Annotated in this window: 15 protein-coding genes; 6 read left to right on the forward strand and 9 right to left on the reverse strand. The window is 60.7% G+C overall.

The window, feature by feature from the left end; all coding sequences use genetic code 11:
- Positions 1-501: 501 nt before the first annotated feature.
- Entirely contained in the window at positions 502-780 is a 279-nt protein-coding gene (locus BMZ40_RS20165) for an NAD(P)-binding protein (protein ID WP_425429357.1), read from the reverse strand.
- Positions 781-945: 165 nt separating this feature from the next.
- A complete protein-coding gene (locus tag BMZ40_RS08785; RefSeq protein ID WP_092374230.1) occupies positions 946-1,326 on the reverse strand; it encodes a hypothetical protein in 381 nt (126 codons plus the stop codon).
- 254 nt (positions 1,327-1,580) lie between these two features.
- On the opposite strand from BMZ40_RS08785, the gene BMZ40_RS08790 reads away from it, so the two are divergent.
- The 5 genes from BMZ40_RS08790 to BMZ40_RS08810 all read left to right on the forward strand — a co-directional run bounded on the left by BMZ40_RS08790 (position 1,581) and on the right by BMZ40_RS08810 (position 6,891).
- Positions 1,581-3,203 (forward strand): ATP-binding protein, encoded by a 1,623-nt coding sequence (locus BMZ40_RS08790; protein ID WP_092374233.1) that lies wholly within the window; start codon positions 1,581-1,583, stop codon positions 3,201-3,203.
- On the forward strand, positions 3,200-3,883 hold the full coding sequence (locus BMZ40_RS08795; RefSeq protein ID WP_092374236.1) for a response regulator: 684 nt from the start codon (positions 3,200-3,202) through the stop codon (positions 3,881-3,883). Before BMZ40_RS08790 ends, BMZ40_RS08795 begins: the two co-directional genes overlap by 4 nt.
- 197 nt (positions 3,884-4,080) lie before the next feature.
- On the forward strand, positions 4,081-5,052 hold the full coding sequence (locus BMZ40_RS08800) for a TRAP transporter substrate-binding protein (RefSeq protein WP_092374239.1): 972 nt from the start codon (positions 4,081-4,083) through the stop codon (positions 5,050-5,052).
- Between the two features lie 67 nt (positions 5,053-5,119).
- On the forward strand, positions 5,120-5,614 hold the full coding sequence (locus tag BMZ40_RS08805) for a TRAP transporter small permease (protein ID WP_092374242.1): 495 nt from the start codon (positions 5,120-5,122) through the stop codon (positions 5,612-5,614).
- A 2-nt stretch (positions 5,615-5,616) separates the two neighbouring features.
- Entirely contained in the window at positions 5,617-6,891 is a 1,275-nt protein-coding gene (locus BMZ40_RS08810; protein ID WP_092374245.1) for a TRAP transporter large permease, read from the forward strand.
- 78 nt (positions 6,892-6,969) lie between these two features.
- On the opposite strand, the gene BMZ40_RS08815 is transcribed toward BMZ40_RS08810, so the two are convergent.
- The 5 genes from BMZ40_RS08815 to BMZ40_RS08835 form a co-directional block, all read right to left on the reverse strand.
- Positions 6,970-7,524 carry a peptidylprolyl isomerase gene (locus tag BMZ40_RS08815; RefSeq protein WP_092374248.1) on the reverse strand — a complete coding sequence of 185 codons (555 nt, stop codon included), beginning with the start codon at positions 7,522-7,524 and terminating at the stop codon, positions 6,970-6,972.
- Positions 7,525-7,537: 13 nt separating this feature from the next.
- Positions 7,538-8,089, reverse strand: coding sequence for an AmmeMemoRadiSam system protein A (gene amrA / locus BMZ40_RS08820; RefSeq protein ID WP_092374251.1), 552 nt, complete (start codon positions 8,087-8,089; stop codon positions 7,538-7,540).
- Between the two features lie 11 nt (positions 8,090-8,100).
- Positions 8,101-8,769, reverse strand: a complete 669-nt coding sequence (gene purN, locus BMZ40_RS08825; protein WP_092374254.1) for a phosphoribosylglycinamide formyltransferase — start codon at positions 8,767-8,769, stop codon at positions 8,101-8,103.
- Positions 8,770-8,773: 4 nt separating this feature from the next.
- Positions 8,774-10,282 (reverse strand): uroporphyrinogen-III C-methyltransferase, encoded by a 1,509-nt coding sequence (cobA, locus tag BMZ40_RS08830; RefSeq protein ID WP_092374257.1) that lies wholly within the window; start codon positions 10,280-10,282, stop codon positions 8,774-8,776.
- 264 nt (positions 10,283-10,546) lie between these two features.
- Positions 10,547-13,210 (reverse strand): valine--tRNA ligase, encoded by a 2,664-nt coding sequence (locus BMZ40_RS08835; protein ID WP_092374260.1) that lies wholly within the window; start codon positions 13,208-13,210, stop codon positions 10,547-10,549.
- A gap of 144 nt (positions 13,211-13,354) precedes the next feature.
- Here BMZ40_RS08835 and BMZ40_RS08840 point away from each other — a divergent pair, with 144 nt between their 5' ends.
- Positions 13,355-14,599, forward strand: coding sequence for a BPL-N domain-containing protein (locus tag BMZ40_RS08840; protein WP_092374263.1), 1,245 nt, complete (start codon positions 13,355-13,357; stop codon positions 14,597-14,599).
- On the opposite strand, the gene BMZ40_RS08845 is transcribed toward BMZ40_RS08840, so the two are convergent.
- The gene (locus BMZ40_RS08845; RefSeq protein ID WP_092374266.1) at positions 14,565-15,332 is read right to left on the reverse strand and encodes an HD domain-containing protein; all 768 of its coding nucleotides are present in this window, start codon (positions 15,330-15,332) and stop codon (positions 14,565-14,567) included. The genes BMZ40_RS08840 and BMZ40_RS08845 overlap by 35 nt on opposite strands.
- A complete protein-coding gene (locus tag BMZ40_RS08850; RefSeq protein WP_092374269.1) occupies positions 15,332-15,523 on the reverse strand; it encodes a hypothetical protein in 192 nt (63 codons plus the stop codon). The genes BMZ40_RS08845 and BMZ40_RS08850 overlap by 1 nt, the downstream gene beginning before the upstream one ends.
- Positions 15,524-15,540: the final 17 nt, after the last annotated feature.

The raw sequence follows: 15,540 nt of genomic DNA on the forward strand, positions 1-15,540 counted from the left end.
GCTGGAGGCAATAGATCAAAAGACGGGCCAAGCCCGAGCACGAAGGCCAAGGCGCCCACCCCAAAAGCAATTTTCCACCCGGAAAAACGCACCGTGTCTGTCCTACAAAAAACGCGTTTTCTGTCTTACAACGCCTTTTTGATTTACTTTTTTCTTCAGCCCATGTTAAAAAAAAATCGACTATCGCGTCATGGACTGTGCGGGGTTTTCGGAGCTGGCTTCTCCGAAAGCCCTTCGCTTCCCGAACACGGGCAGCACACGACAAACGCCCAGCGGCTTCCCGCTGGGCGTTCTTTTTGGTGCACTTGGCAAACGGGGCTTGAAAGCTCTCTTTACGCGAAGGGTGCAAAGCTCCTGTCCGTCCTTGAGATCCGCTTGGCCTTGACGGCAAAAGCGGACAATCTCGAACAGAAAACGGTAGTAGCGCGCGGAAAACAGATTGAAGCGCTGGGCGAACAGCCCGGCCAGATCCGTCCCGGCGTAGGTCAACCCGGTGCGCTCTCAATGAAATCCGAACGACATCTGCGCTTCCCTGGACGGAACTTCAAGCTCTTCAAGAAATCTGATGAAAAGCGGATAGGTGGCTTCGTTGAAGACGATGAAGCCCGTACCCACCGGGGTTCCCCCATCCGGGCCATCCGGGACCGAGACAGTGTGCGTGTGCCCGCCCAGATAATTTTCCTTCTCGAAAATGGTCACCTCATGGCTATCCTGTAAGAGGTGCGCTGCCACGATCCCGGCCACACCTCCCTCATGGTTGCAAATCTTGCCCTCCGGCACCTGTCCGCGCCTTCCGGTGCCGAGGCGACACGCACTGGCGCCGCGACCATCTTCATACGGGCCGACTTTGCTGGAAAACCCGCCCGCTGACGGGAGCAAGAACAAAAACGCCCGGTGACTGTCACCGGGCGCGATTATTTAGTTTTCAAAAAGCAGGGTTTTTCTTCAACCTCCGAATGAACCGGCTCCGATCACTTCCATAGCCTTGGTGTAGTGCACGCGAAGCTTACCCATCTTGTCACCCAGATCCTTCTCGACGGGTCCCATCTCCAGCGGACACTCAGCTTCGAGCTGGGCGGTTTTCGTCTCGATCTCGCGTACCAGAGCCTTTATCTCGGCGACAGCGTCAACCAGTGCTCCTCGGTCCTTGTCACCGAGATCCAAGAAACCCACCATCACATCATAAAGAGTCGCCTTCCATGCATTGAGTTCTCGCTCGACGCCTTTGCAATAGCCTTTTACAGCCAATTTTTTCGCTTCTTCAGTCGCACATCCATCAATTGCGGAACATGCAAAGCAGGGGCCTGGATAATCCATGTTTGCCATAGGTGCCTCCAAAAAGAGTTTGATGTTTGAGATCTATGATACGCGAAAACCATCTATCGTCAATGAAAACTGTTATTGAATTCCTAATGTCACACGCACTTCTGACAAGAGGCACGGCTCACTTTTTATCTTGGATGGTCAAAGCAGGGCAACTTGATGGGTTTATCCTCCCACGCATGCACCAGGCACAGGAAGCGCCTTGCCATGGCACCCGCAATCCGCGATGACCATGGCGCAAGCGCGGAGGTATAAAAATGCGATCCTGGCTCCACATAATCAGCCGACTGCGGCCCGCCACCATCCAGGCACATCTGATCCACATGGTGCTGGCCCTGGTCGTCATTCAGATTGCCGTCAGCTGGCACGTCATCTCCGGGCTGACCGAAGAAATGCTGCATGAACAGATCGGACAGACGGCCCTGCAAACAGCCCGGACCATCGCCCAGATCCCGCGCATCCGGCAGGCGCTGCTCGAAGGCGACCCGCAAGGGGAAATTCAAACCCTGGCCGAAAACATCCGCACCCAGACCGGTGCATCGTTCGTGGTCATCGGTGACAGCGCGCAGAAGCGCTATTCGCATCCGGTGCCCGAACGCATAGGTCAGACCTTTGTCGGCGGAGACACCGGACCTGCCTTGCAGGAAGGTAAATCCTATGTTTCGGAAGCGGTCGGGACCCTTGGCAGGTCCCTGCGAGGCATGACCCCGATCCTGGACGAGGACAAGGCCATCATCGGCTTCGTATCTGTCGGCTATCTATCCGAAAGCATTCATCGATCCATCTCGGCCCATCTGGACAAGCCGCTCATGTACATCATCGGCATGAGCGTGGTCGGCATCCTGAGCGCCGTGGTCATCGCCGGACGTCTCAAGAAACTGACCCTGGGCCTTGAACCGTCGGAAATAACCAGTCTGTATCTGGAACGCGTGGCCGTCCTGCAGACAATCCGCGAGGGGGTCCTGGCCATCGACCACTATGGCAACATCCGCGTCGCCAACCAGGCTGCGCGACGCTATGCAGGGCTGAGCCTCGATGAACGGTTTGCGGGCAGACCCGCCTCCGGCATCATCCCAGAGGCGGGTCTTGAGCAGGCTCTGCGCACGGGCCAATCCGAGTTTGACCAGGAACGAACCGTCAACGGCCAGGAACTCATCTTCAACATCGTGCCCGTCTTCCAGGACCAGAAAATTCAGGGCGTCGTGGCCAGCTTCAGACGCAAGGACGAGCTTGACCTCCTGGCGGCGGAGCTTTCACGGGTGCAGGAATACTCCGAACTGCTGCGCGTGCAGACCCATGAATATTCGAACAAGCTGCACACCATCGCCGGGCTCATTCAGATCGAAGCCTACCGCGAAGCCCTGGAACTGGTGGTCACCGAGTCCTCGGGCTACGAGGAATTCATCCGATTCCTGGGTGAATCCGTGCCTCATCCGGTCATTGCCGCCATCATCCTCGGCAAGTACAACAGGGCCAAGGAACTCAGGATCAATTTCGCCATCGACCGGGACAGCACCATGGCCGATGTTCCCAAATGGATTCGCCAGGAAAAGATCGTGACCATTGTCGGCAATCTCCTGGACAACGCCTTTGATGCGGTCCTGACGCAGTCGCAGCAACTGCGCATGGTCGAGATGTCCTTCACGGATCTTGGCAACGACATCGTCTTCGAGATCGAGGATGCCGGGCCGGGAGTTCCCGTGGACCAGCTTGAGCGGATTTTCGAGAAAGGGGTTTCATCCAAGGGCCGTGGACGGCGCGGAGTCGGGCTGTATCTGGTCCGCCAGCGCCTGGATGAACTGAACGGACAGATCATGGTCAGCCGCGGCAGCCTGGGTGGCGCTCTTTTCACCGTGGTCATTCCCAAGGAGCAGACATGATTACCAGGGTACTTGTTGTCGAAGACGACGTGCGCATCGCGGATCTGCATCGACGTTTCACAGAACGGGTCGAGGGCTGCGAAGTCGTCGGCATCGCCCATCGTCTGGACGACGCGCGGGACATGGCCGAAGCCCTTGAGCCGCACCTCATCCTGCTCGACCTCTATTTCCCGGAAGGCCCCGGCACGGATCTGCTGCGGGAAATCCGGGCCCAAAACCTGGAGATCGACGTCATCCTGATCACCGCCGCGCGCGAAGTCGGAACCTTGAAAGAGGCCCTGCGTGGCGGGGTATTCGACTACCTGATCAAGCCCGTCACCGCCGAGCGCTTCCATGAATGCCTGACCAAATTCTGCGCCTACCGGGAGCGCCTCGGACTTGGGAGCGCCATCGAGCAGCACGACGTGGACACGCTGCTGCATCCCGCAAGTCCCTGCCCGCCCCTGGGTGGCGGCTGCCTGCCCAAGGGCATAGACGGCCTGACCCTGGCCAAGGTGCGCGGCGCGTTCGAGCAAACCGAGCCAGCGGGTCGCAGCGCGGAGGATGTGGCCGAACTGATCGGCATCAGCCGTTCCACCGCGCGCCGGTATCTTGAATATCTCATCTCCGAAGGCACGCTTTACGCCGACGTGGTTTACGGCAGCGTGGGTCGACCCGAACGCCGCTATTTCAGTCGCTGAAAAGGTCTTCTCCACCGCCCCTGAAAGGGCCCCACGACGCCGTGAACAAAATGCGCTTAATCCACAAAATGGCGCTTTTTCTTTTTACGTTCCAAACCGTATTTTCCCCCCTCCCCGTCATATCCTCTTCTCATCAAAACTTGAGGTCCCTTCCCCGCGCGTCCGCGCCCATAACGTTTTTTGTTGACGGAGGAGTCATGAAACGTTTCTTCATGTGTGCAGTCCTTGTGATCGCAGTAGCCCTGACCATTCCCGCCTTTGCCAAAACAGTGCTCAAGCTCGGCCATATCGCCGAAGTCAGCCATCCCTATGCCAAGGGCGCCGACCAATTCGCCAAGCTGGTCGCGGAAAAATCCGGCGGGGAAATGGAAGTCCAGGTCTTCCCGTCCTCCCAGCTGGGCAGCCAGAAGGACATGACCGAAGGCCTCATCTACGGCACCATCGACATGGTCCTGACCGGCACCGCGGACCTGGGGCAGTTCCAGCCCAAGATGTCCCTTTTCGACCTGCCCTTCCTGTTCAAGGACCGCACCCACGCCTACAAGGCCCTTGACACAGTGGGCATGGAACTGGGCAAGGAGCTTGAGCCCCGTGGCCTGAAGCTGCTGGGCTACATGGAGAACGGCATCCGCCACCTGACCAACAACGTCCGCCCCGTGGCCACTCCGGCCGACATGGACGGCCTCAAGATCCGCGTCATGTCCAACAAGATCTACATCGAGACCATCAAGTCCCTGGGCGGCTCCCCCACGCCCATGGCCTTTGGTGAACTCTACTCCGCCATGCAGCAGGGCACTGTCGACGGACAGGAAAACCCCAGCGCGCACATCTACACCAAGCGCTTCTTCGAAGTTCAGAAGTACGCATCCATGACCGCCCACGCCTATGCCCCGGAACCGGTGCTCATCTCCATGATCACCTGGAGCAAGCTCAGCGACGCCCAAAAGGCCATCATTCAGGAAGCCGCCACCGAGGCCGTCGCCTGGCAGCGTAAACTCTCCACCCAGCAGGACAACGAGTACTGGGACAAGATCAAGGGCACAGGCAAGATCGAGGTCATCGAAGTCGACCGCGCCCCGTTCATGGAAGCCACCCAGCCCGTGTGGAAGGAATTCGCCCCCACTGTCGGGCAGGACAACATCGACAAGGTACTGGCTCTGGGCAAATAGCTCATTCTCATGAACCCGCCCGCATAGCCGGGCGGGTTTTTTATCTTCACATTTCCAGGAGGATTCCATGGACAAGCTCCTCAAGGGCGTGCGCTCGGTACTGTACGGGTTTTCCGTCGTCGCCATGTCGATCATGCTCCTGATCATCTTTGCCCAGGTCGTGACCCGCTACATGTTCGGATACACCCCTGAATGGTCCGAGGAGCTGGCACGTTTCCTCTTCGTCTGGGTCGTTTTCCTGGGCTCGGCGCTGATCATGGGAGAAACCGGACATCTGGCCGTGCAGTTTCTGCCCGACAAGTTCAAGGGCACCCGCTTCGGCACCATTCTGGACATCATCATCAACGCCTGCGGATATGTGTTCATCATCCTGCTCCTGACCCAGGGCTGGAAAATGACCTCCATCATGACCTTCCAGCGCGCCCCGGGCCTCGATATTCCCATGAGCTGGGTCTATGTCATCATCCCTGTCAGCTGCGTGCTCATGCTCCTGTACCTCTTCAAGGAGACCTTGCGCATCATCAGGGACATTTCCAAATCTCGCGCCAGGCAGGAGGGATAGCCATGGAATACGTACTTCTCTTCGTCTTTCTGGGCCTGACCGCCCTTGGCGTGCCCGTGGCCTTTGCCCTGTGTCTGGCCGCAGCCACCGTCCTGCACTTTTTCATGAACATGCCCCTCGTCATGGTTTCCCAGATGATGTACTCGGGCATCGACTCGTTTTCCTTCATGGCCGTACCCTTCTTCATGCTCGCCGGATCGTTCATGTCCGCAGGCGGCGTGACCGGCAGGCTGGTCAACTTCTCCCAGGCTCTGGTCGGCTCCTTCACCGGCGGACTGGCCCAGGCCGTGGCCGTTTCGGGCATGTTCTTCGCCGCCATCTCCGGGTCCTCAGCCGCCACCACCGCCGCGCTGGGTTCGACCATGGTCAACGAGATGGAAAAGAAAGGCTACACGCGCGAGTGGGCCACCGGCATCGTCGCCGCCGGCGGCACCGTGGGCATCGTCATTCCGCCGTCCATCACCCTGGTCGTGTATGGCGTCATCGCCGACACCTCCATCGGCGATCTGTTCGTGGGCGGATTCCTGCCCGGCCTGCTCATGGGCCTGTCCATGATGCTGGTCAGCTGGTATCTGGCCAAAAAACGCGGCCTCAAACCCGAGGGCACGTTCTCCAGCTCGGCGCTGTGGACATCCTTCAAGGATTCCTTTTTCGCCCTCATGACCCCGGTCATCATCATCGGCGGCATCTACGGAGGCATCTTCACCCCGACAGAAGCTGCGGCCGTGGCCGCCGTGTACGGCATTCTGGTCGGCCTGTTCATCTACAAGGAACTCAAATTCAAGGATTTCCCCAAGATCATCTTCCAGGCCGTCATCGGCACGACCATCATCATGTTTCTGGTCGGCGCGGCCAACGTCTTCGGATGGCTTCTGACCAACCTGCAGATTCCCCACCATGTGGGCGCCTTCGTGGCCAGCCTGACCTCATCCCCGGTTCTTTTCCTGCTGGCCATGAACGTGCTGCTGCTGTTCATCGGGACCATGGTCAACGCCTCGGCCGCCGTGGTCATCCTGACTCCCATCTTCCTCCCGGTGGCCAAGAGCCTCGGCATCGACCCGCTCTTCTTCGGCGTGCTCATGGTCTGCAACCTGGCCATCGGCTGCATCACCCCGCCGGTGGGTCTCGACCTCTTCGTGGCCAGCGCCATCACCAAGGTGCCGCTTGAAAAGGTCATGAAGGCCGCCGTGCCCTACCTGCTCGCGCTGCTGGCCACCCTGCTGATTCTGACCCTCTTCCCGATCATCACCACCATCCTGCCCAGCCTGCTGCGCTAGAAAAGATACGACGCACAAAAAAACAAGGGGCGATCCTTACCGGACCGCCCCTTGTTTTTTTTAACGTTCAGCGCAGAATCACTGCATCACTACAGCCTTTTCGATGATGACAGGCTCGACCGGGACATCCCCGTGCATGCCCTTGGAGCCCGTGTTCACGGCGTCGATGAGGTCCACCACACGTTTGCCCGCAACAACCCGGCCAAACACGGCGTATCCAAAATCACGGGCGCCGTGGTTCAAAAAAGTGTTGTCGGCCGTATTGATGAAAAACTGGGACGTAGCGGAATCAACCTCGCCCGTACGAGCCATGGCGACCGTGTACTTGTCGTTTTTGAGACCATTGTCGGCCTCGTTCTTGATGGGTTCATGGCCGCGCTTCTGGTGCATGGCCGTATCCATGCCGCCGCCCTGGATCATGAAACCCTTGATGACGCGGTGAAATACCGTGCCATCGTAGAAGCCCTCGCTGACATAGGTCAGAAAATTCCTGGCCGAGATCGGGGCCTTGGCTTCGTCGAGTTCGATGACGATGATGCCCTTGTTCGTGGTCAGGGAAACCTTGGGGCCGTCCGCGAGAACGGTGGACGAAAACAGGCAAATCAGAATCAAGGCAAAAACAAAAATACGCATTGAGCACCTTCCTTTAAAAAATGACGGCTTCAAACCACCAGATCTCCGTCTTGGGTTTGCGCCAGGTTCCCTTGGGCAGACCGGCCTTGACGCAGGTCTGATCCAGAAATGTTTCGCGGTCCCAGCCCCACTCCGTGGCCACCTGCGGCAACAGCAGGCCGGAATGCACGGATTTGCGGATATAGAGCCCGTGCCGTCCGACTTCGATCAGTTCCGGGTCGGGACACGGCGAAAGCGGCCCCATGACCGAGACTTCGATATCCAGATCATCGAGCTCCCCTGCCGTCAGCGGAGAAAAGCGCGGGTCCTCAAAGGCCGCCGCGCCCGCCATGCGCTCGACGGTAGCGGCCAGCGGGCCCTTGCCCACGATGTTGCCGATGCATCCGCGCAGTCGGCCCTCACGCTTCAAGGTCACAAAAGCGCCCAGCTCCTCGCTCAGGGTCCTGGACTCAAGAGCGGGCTTCGGCCCGGAAGCCAGGCCGAGATGATCCCGGATGACCCAGACCACGAGGTCCTTGCAGAATTGCTTCTCCTCATCGGTCAAAATCAGTTCGAATGTGTTCATGCTTTCCTCCCTCAAGAATCAAAAGGCGGTTCCAAAGGCGGATTGGCCCACAGCGCGCCCATGGTCCTGGATGCGTCCCGGACCACGACCTGCCGCCCCTCGACCCGCACTCGCCCCTGGGCGATCCAGTGCAGGGCCTGGGGATAGATGCGATGCTCCATCTCCAATATGCGCACGCCGAGCGTGGCCTCGTCGTCGTCCGGATAGGCGGGCACGGCGGCCTGGATGATGATCGGGCCGTGGTCCATCTGCTCGTCCACGAAATGCACGGTGCATCCCGCCAGCCGCACACCGTGGTCGGCCTGCTGTCCCTGGGCGCGCAGCCCGGGACAGGCCGGAAGCAGGGCGGGATGGATGTTGACCACGCGACCGGCAAAGGGCGTCAAAAACGCCGGGGTAAGGATACGCATGAACCCGGCCAGGGCCACGAGCTCGACACCGGCCTCCCGCAGCAGCCGGACCAGCTCGCCGTCGAAGGCCGCACGCTCGGGAAACTCGTCGTGGCGCACGCAGGCAGTGGCGATACCCGCCTTCCGCGCGCGCTCAAGACCTTGCGCGTCAGGCTTGTTGGCGATGACGATGCGTATGTCGGCGTCGAGGCCGCCGTCGGCCACCCTGTCGAGTATGGCCTGCAGGTTGGACCCGGATCCGGAAACAAGGACGCCCAGCGCGATGGTCATTGAATCAGCCCTTCACCAGTGCTTCGACCAGGGCCGGAATGGTGTAGTCCTCGGGCATGATGTCGGGAGTGAACCCGTAATCCTTCAGGGTACCTGCCGTCACGGGGCCGATGCAGCAAATCTTCAGCCCCTGGCCGACATAGGGGCGCAGGGTGTCGGCCGGAACCAGGGCGAAGAAGTTCTCCACCGTGGATGAGCTGGAAAAGGTCAGGTAATGGAGCCTGCCCTTTTCGAGAAGCTCGATGATCTCGACGCCGTCCTCCTGGGTCAGCTGCGTCTCGTAGACCGGAAGCACGTCCACCTGGGCCGCGACCTTGGCCAGCTCCTCGGGCAGCACTTCACGGGCGACCTTGGCGCGGGGAATGAGTACGCGCTTGCCTGCGATGCCGCGCTCAAGCAGTCCCTCGACCACGGACTCGGCCACGTACTTGGGCGGAATGAAGTCGGGACGGATGCCGCGCTCAAGGAGCGCCTCGGCCGTGGCTGGTCCGATGGCCGCGATCTGCATGCCGCCGAAAGCCCGGGCATCCTTGCCCACGAGTTCGAGCTGGTTCCAGAAATGACGCACGCCGTTGACGGAGGTGAAAATGGCCCAGTCGTAATCCTGCAGGCGGTCTATGGCCTCGCGGACCGGAGCGTAGTCTTCCAGGGGCACGATGGTGATGGTCGGAAACTCGTAGCAGGCCGCGCCCAGGCCTTCCAGCGTGTCCTTCAGACCGCTGGCCTGCTCCCGGGCCCTGGTCACGACCACGCCCTTGCCGTGCAGAGGCAACTTTTCGAACCAGTTCAGGGTGTCGTGCAGCTGCACCACCTCGCCCACGACCAGCATGGACGGAGCCTTCACTCCTTCACGCTCGGCCATGGCCGGGATCTCGCCGATGGTCGAGACCCAGGACTGATGCTCGCTTGTCGTACCCCAACGCACCAGGGCGGCGGGCATGTCGGGACGCATCCCGTTCTCGATCAGCTTGGCCGAGATGTACGGCAGATTCTTCACGCCCATGTAGAAGCACAGCGTGCTGGCTGCCGTGGCCAGGGCAGGCCAGTTATGTGCGGAATCAGGCTTGGTCGGATCCTCGTGGCCGGTGATGAGCGACACGGAGGAAGCGTACTTGCGATGCGTGAGCGGAATGCCCGCATAGGCCGCGCCAGCCACGGCCGAGGTCACGCCGGGGACGACCTCGAAATCGAGCCCGGCTTCGAGCAGCTCTTCGGCCTCTTCGGCTCCGCGCCCGAAAATGTAGGGATCACCGCCCTTGAGGCGGGCCACGTTCTTGCCTTCCTTGACCTTGGCCACGATCAGGTCGTTGATCTGGTCCTGGGGCAGGGTATGGTCACCGCCCTTCTTGCCGACATAGATGATCTCGGCGTCGGGACGGCACAGGGCCAGAAAGGTCTTGCTGGCAAGGTAATCGTAAATGACGACCTCGCATTCCTGCATGAGACGCTGCCCCTTGACCGTGATGAGACCCGGGTCGCCGGGACCCGCGCCGATGAGATATGCTTTGGCCATGATTGTTCCTTTCCTGAGCGTTTCCGCTGTTATTTTTTCGATCCGTGAACTTCCCGCCCAAGCTGTCGAAGGTGGGAATCCCGAAGTTGCGGGGACTTCTCCGGGCAGACGCGTCACCATGACGTCATCCCCGTGAAAACGGGGCTCCATCCCCTGGTACAGCAAAAGGCATGGATTCCCGCCTTCGCGGGAATGACCCGGCAACAACGCGGCACGCCTTCCCATGAAAAACGGGGTGACGTCTGGCCCGGAAATGCTAGGGCCTCACCCCACAAACTCCTGCATCCTGGCCCGCAGCTGCTCCAGGGTGGCCTTCTTCTCGGCGAATCCCTCCGCCTTGGCCTTTTCCTTGGCCACCACATCCTCGGGAGCCTTGCTGACAAAACTCTCGTTGCCAAGCTTCTTTGTCACAAAATCAAGCTCTTTACTGATCTTGCCCAACTCCTTGTCCAGACGGGCCAGCTCAGCCACGAAATCGACCACGCCCTCAAGAGGCACGAAGAGTTCGCACCCGCGCACCACGGCCGAGGCGCAGCCCCGGGGCGGCTCGATGTCCGCGCCCACGGTCAGAGTCCCGACCCGGGCCAGGGCCGCGATCTCCGTTTCGTGAGCCGTAAGGAAACGCTGATCTTCCCCGCCCGCACGAACCATGACCGTCAGGGCAACGCCAGGCGCAACGCCCAGCTCGGAGCGAATGTTGCGCACGGCCACGATGACACCCTGCAAAAACTCCATGTCGCGCACGGACGCCTCGTCCTCGCACTCGGGGCGGGCCTTGGGGTAGGGCCGCACGGCCAGACTCTCGGCATCCAGCGAGGGGATGGAGGACCAGATCTCCTGGGTCACGAAGGGGATGACCGGATGGGCGATGACCATGATCTCCGAGAGCACGTGCTTGAGGCACGAACGCGCCGCCGCCTTGGCTGCCGGATCATCGCCGTAGAGTTCGGGCTTGATCAGCTCCAGGTACCAGTCGCAGAACTCGCGCCAGACGAATCCGTAGAGGCCCTGGGCCGCCTCGTTGAAACGATAGCCTTCGATCTGGGCGGCGTGTTCGTTCTTGAGCATCTCCAGGCGATGTAGAATCCACTTGTGGTGCAGGGCCGTCATGACTTTGGGATCAAACTCGGGCTCGTTTCCATCGACATGCATGAGGGCGAACCGGGCCGCATTCCAGATCTTGTTGATGAAGTGACGATACCCCTCGATGCGCGCCTCGGAGAGCTTGATGTCCCGGCCCATGGCCGCGAACGAGGTCAGGGTGAAGCGCAGCGAGTCGCAGCCGTACTTGTCGATCATCTCCAGGGGATCGATGACGTTGCCCGTGGACTTGGACATCTTCTTGCCGTGCTCGTCGCGGACCAGAGCGTGGATGTAGACGTCCTTGAAGGGTACGTTATCCATGAACTGCAGGCCCATCATCATCATGCGGGCCACCCAGAAGAAGAGGATGTCAAAACCCGTGACCAGGAGCGAGGTCGGATAGAAGGCCTTGAGCTCGTTGGTTTGCTCCGGCCAGCCCATGGTCGAAAACGGCCACAAGGCGGAGGAAAACCAGGTGTCGAGGACGTCCTCGTCCTGAGAAAGGGCTGTGCTTCCGCATTTGCAGGAGGTCGGGTCCTCGCGGGCGACAATGATTTCGCCGCAATCCCGACAGGTCCAGACCGGGATGCGATGCCCCCACCACAGCTGACGGGAGATGCACCAGTCGCGGATGTTGTCGAGCCAGTTGAAATAGGTCTTGTTCCACTGCGCGGGCCAGATGGTCGTACGTCCGTCCTCCACGGCAAGGCGGGCCTTTTCGGCCAGGGGCTTGACGGAAACGAACCACTGCTCGGACACGAAAGGCTCGATGGTGGTCTTGCAGCGATAGCACTGGTTGACCTTGTTCTCGTAGGGTTCCTCAGCCGTGAGAGCCCCGCAGGCACGCAGATCCTGGGCGATGAGCGTGCGGCAGTCGGCGGCGCTCATACCCCGATACGCCTCGGGCGCGTTGTCGTTCATGCACCCCTTGTCGTCGATGACGCCAATCGCCTCCAGATTGTATTTGCGGCCCAGTTCCCAGTCGTTCATGTCATGTGCCGGAGTGATCTTGAGGCAACCGGTTCCAAATTCGCGGTCCACATAGGCGTCGGCGATGATCGGGATGCGCCGCCCCACCAGCGGCAGAATGACATGCTTGCCGATCATGGACTGATAGCGTTCGTCCTCGGGGTGCACGGCCACGGCGGTGTCGCCGAGCATGGTCTCGGGGCGCACCGTGGCCACGGTCACGGAACCCGAGCCGTCTTCCAGGGGATAACGCAGATGATAGAGGGTCGACTTGGCCGGGGCGTATTCGACCTCGTCATCGGCCAGGGCGGTGTGACAGCGGGTGCACCAGTTGATGATGTACTTGCCACGATAGACAAGCCCCTGTTCGTAGAGAGAAACGAAAACCTCGCGCACGGCCTTGGTCAGTCCCTCGTCCATGGTGAAGCGTTCCCGGCTCCAGTCCACGCTGGCGCCCATGCGCCGGATCTGGTTCAAAATGCGTCCGCCGTAGTCTTCCTTCCATTCCCAGACGCGGTTTATGAATTCCTCGCGGCCCAGGTCTTCACGCTTCTTGCCCTCGGCCAGGAGTTTGCGTTCGACCACGTTCTGGGTGGCGATGCCCGCGTGGTCCGTGCCCGGCACCCAGAGCACGGTCTTGCCGCGCTGACGCATGTAGCGGCACATGATGTCCTGCAGGGTGAGATTGAGGGCATGACCCATGTGCAGGGCCCCCGTGACGTTGGGCGGCGGGATGACGATGGAATAATTGTCTTTGACGTGGGTCGCGGCCTTGGCCGCGTCGGGGGTGAAACTCTGGTGCGTCTTCCAGTACTCAAGCCACCGCTCTTCCACGTCGGCTGGTTCGTATCCCTTGGAAAGCGTCTCGTTGGCCATATGATGAACTCCGGATAATGAGCTGTTTGCGGCAAAAAAGCGCCGGAATGCCCGGCGCCACGGAAACAAAAATGAGTACTGGGGCGCACCCCAAAAATCAAGCCCGACTTGCCCGCCATCGTGCTTCCTGCTAGGCCCTCGGACATGCACCGACATCTCCCGCCCCTGGTCCTGCTATGGGACGAATCGCATCTGTGGGTCCTGCTTCTCCACCGTGCCCTCAAAGCCCTGCACGCCCCCGTGACCCTGCTCAAGGCCGAGCAGGTCCGCGCCGGAGCATTGCGTGGTCATGAGGGCTCCACGCTGCTCGTTCCGGGGGGCTGGGCCAAGCTCAAATCGCTGGCCCTGGGCGAGGACGGCCGCAGGGAAATCCGCGAGCACATACGCGGCGGCGGCAAGTATCTGGGTTTCTGCGGAGGCGCAGGTCTGGCGCTCGGTTCGGAGCGCGGCGCCCCCTTTCTGGATCTGTGCCCCTGGTCGCGCAAGGCGGCCAGTCAGCGACTGCCCAATTTCAGCGGACATCTAAACTGCATCGTCACCGAGAACGGTGAAGAGTACGAGGCCGCCCTGCCGGTCTGGTGGCCCTCGCAATTTCTGCCCAGGGATACTGAACTCGAAGTGCTGGCGCGCTACGAAGGACCTGGCCCCGATTTCTGGTCCGCCGATCTGGACTGGTCCGGCATCGCGGCTTCGGAGGTTGGGCAGTGGGAAGAATTGTACGGCATAAACCTGAATCCGGAGCGGCTGCGCCGGGAACCCTGCATCGTCCGGGGGGCCTACGGTCAGGGCTCCTTCGTGCTCAGCTACGCGCATCTTGAGACGCCGACCTCGCCCCAGGCCAACGCCCTGCTCTGCCGCCTGCTCGGGCTCGACCCGGCCTCCGGTGTACCTGCCTGGGACCTGAGCCGGGAAGAGGCGCTGTGGGACGACGAAGCGCTGCGAAGTGTGCATGCCGACCTGGCCGATCTTGTGACATTCGGCCAGAGTCACTTTCTGCTCTTCTGGCGCTCCCCCTGGCTGCTGGGCTGGCGGCGCGGAGTGCCCGGTTCGCCCATCAACTTCCTGCTGGCCATGGCCTGGCAGGCCAGACACAACGAGGCGACCGCGCCGGCCAAGGAATACTGGGCCGAACACGGAGGCAAATGCAGCCAACTGTGCCGGGATTTTTGCGCGCAGACCCGCGACTACCTGTTGCAGGAACGCCGCATCCTGGCCACGTCTCCATCCTCGCCGGAAGCCAGCGCCTCGCCTGGCCTGCAACGCCGCAAACAAGAGCTTTTCGGCAAGTTTCCCGGATACGGAGGGCTGTACGGAGAGATCCTGCGCACCCTTGACGAATTGCTATGGTTGCAGTTCAGCGCTCAAGATGACCGGCAAGGCAGCTCTTGAGTCCCGAGAAGCGCTCGGTTTTCGGGAGCAGGTCGAAGAGGCTGTCCAGGTAGCCGCGCCCGGAGAAAATGCGTCGGCTTGCGCCATGGACAAGTTTTGGGCCCCATGAGGCAAGCAGCAGCTTGAAATCGTTTATGTAGCGAAGCTCCCCGTAAGCAGGGCTTTCGCCATCGGCCACGGCTTCGGCGACAAGCTCGGTCCAGGCCTCCGGTTCGTCCATGAGCCCAAGGGTGACCACGGGATCCTGCGGGGCGGGCGCACTGAGCTTGGCCAAAACCACGGGCACGATATCGAGCTTGTCCGCATCCCGGACGACGTTGCACAGCGCCCTGCTCAGCGGATCCATGTCCAGGGGAACTTCGCGCTTGTTGTGCAGCCGCACCGCCAAGATGATGCAATCCCGGACCTGCGGCTCGAAAGCCGACAGAAAATCCCCCTCGCGCAGAAAATCGGCCCCCTCCTCGCCATGGTCCACGGACTGGTCGTCGCGGTAGGTGCCAAACCTCTCGAACTGCGAAAACCTGCCAATATCATGCACAAGCGCCGCAGCCAGATAGGGCGCGGGCGGGGCGATGCTCTCCCTGGCCACGATCTTCGCGGCCAGGGCATGCACGCGCAGGGAATGGTCGCGCTTCAGGATGATGTGCTCGCGCCGCTCGCCCAGGCGCTCGGCGTATTCGCCGGCCATCCTGACAAAACGGGCGCGCATCTCTCGCAACACGACCGGATCCATCAAAGTCCCTGATAAAACTTGTACAGATCCTCGTCGACAAGCAGTCTGAAGCCCTTGTCGGTCTCCTCGAAACGGATCACCGCAGCCGGGTCCAGGGCCACATCCAGAGCGTATTCCGCCAGACGGTTCGCTTCTTTCTGTGCAACATCATCAAGCTCGGCAAACTTTCCCATCTCTATCCATTCGGTCATGATTTTCTCCCAGGACT

Source organism: Desulfomicrobium apsheronum (assembly GCF_900114115.1).
Lineage (GTDB): Bacteria > Desulfobacterota > Desulfovibrionia > Desulfovibrionales > Desulfomicrobiaceae > Desulfomicrobium > Desulfomicrobium apsheronum.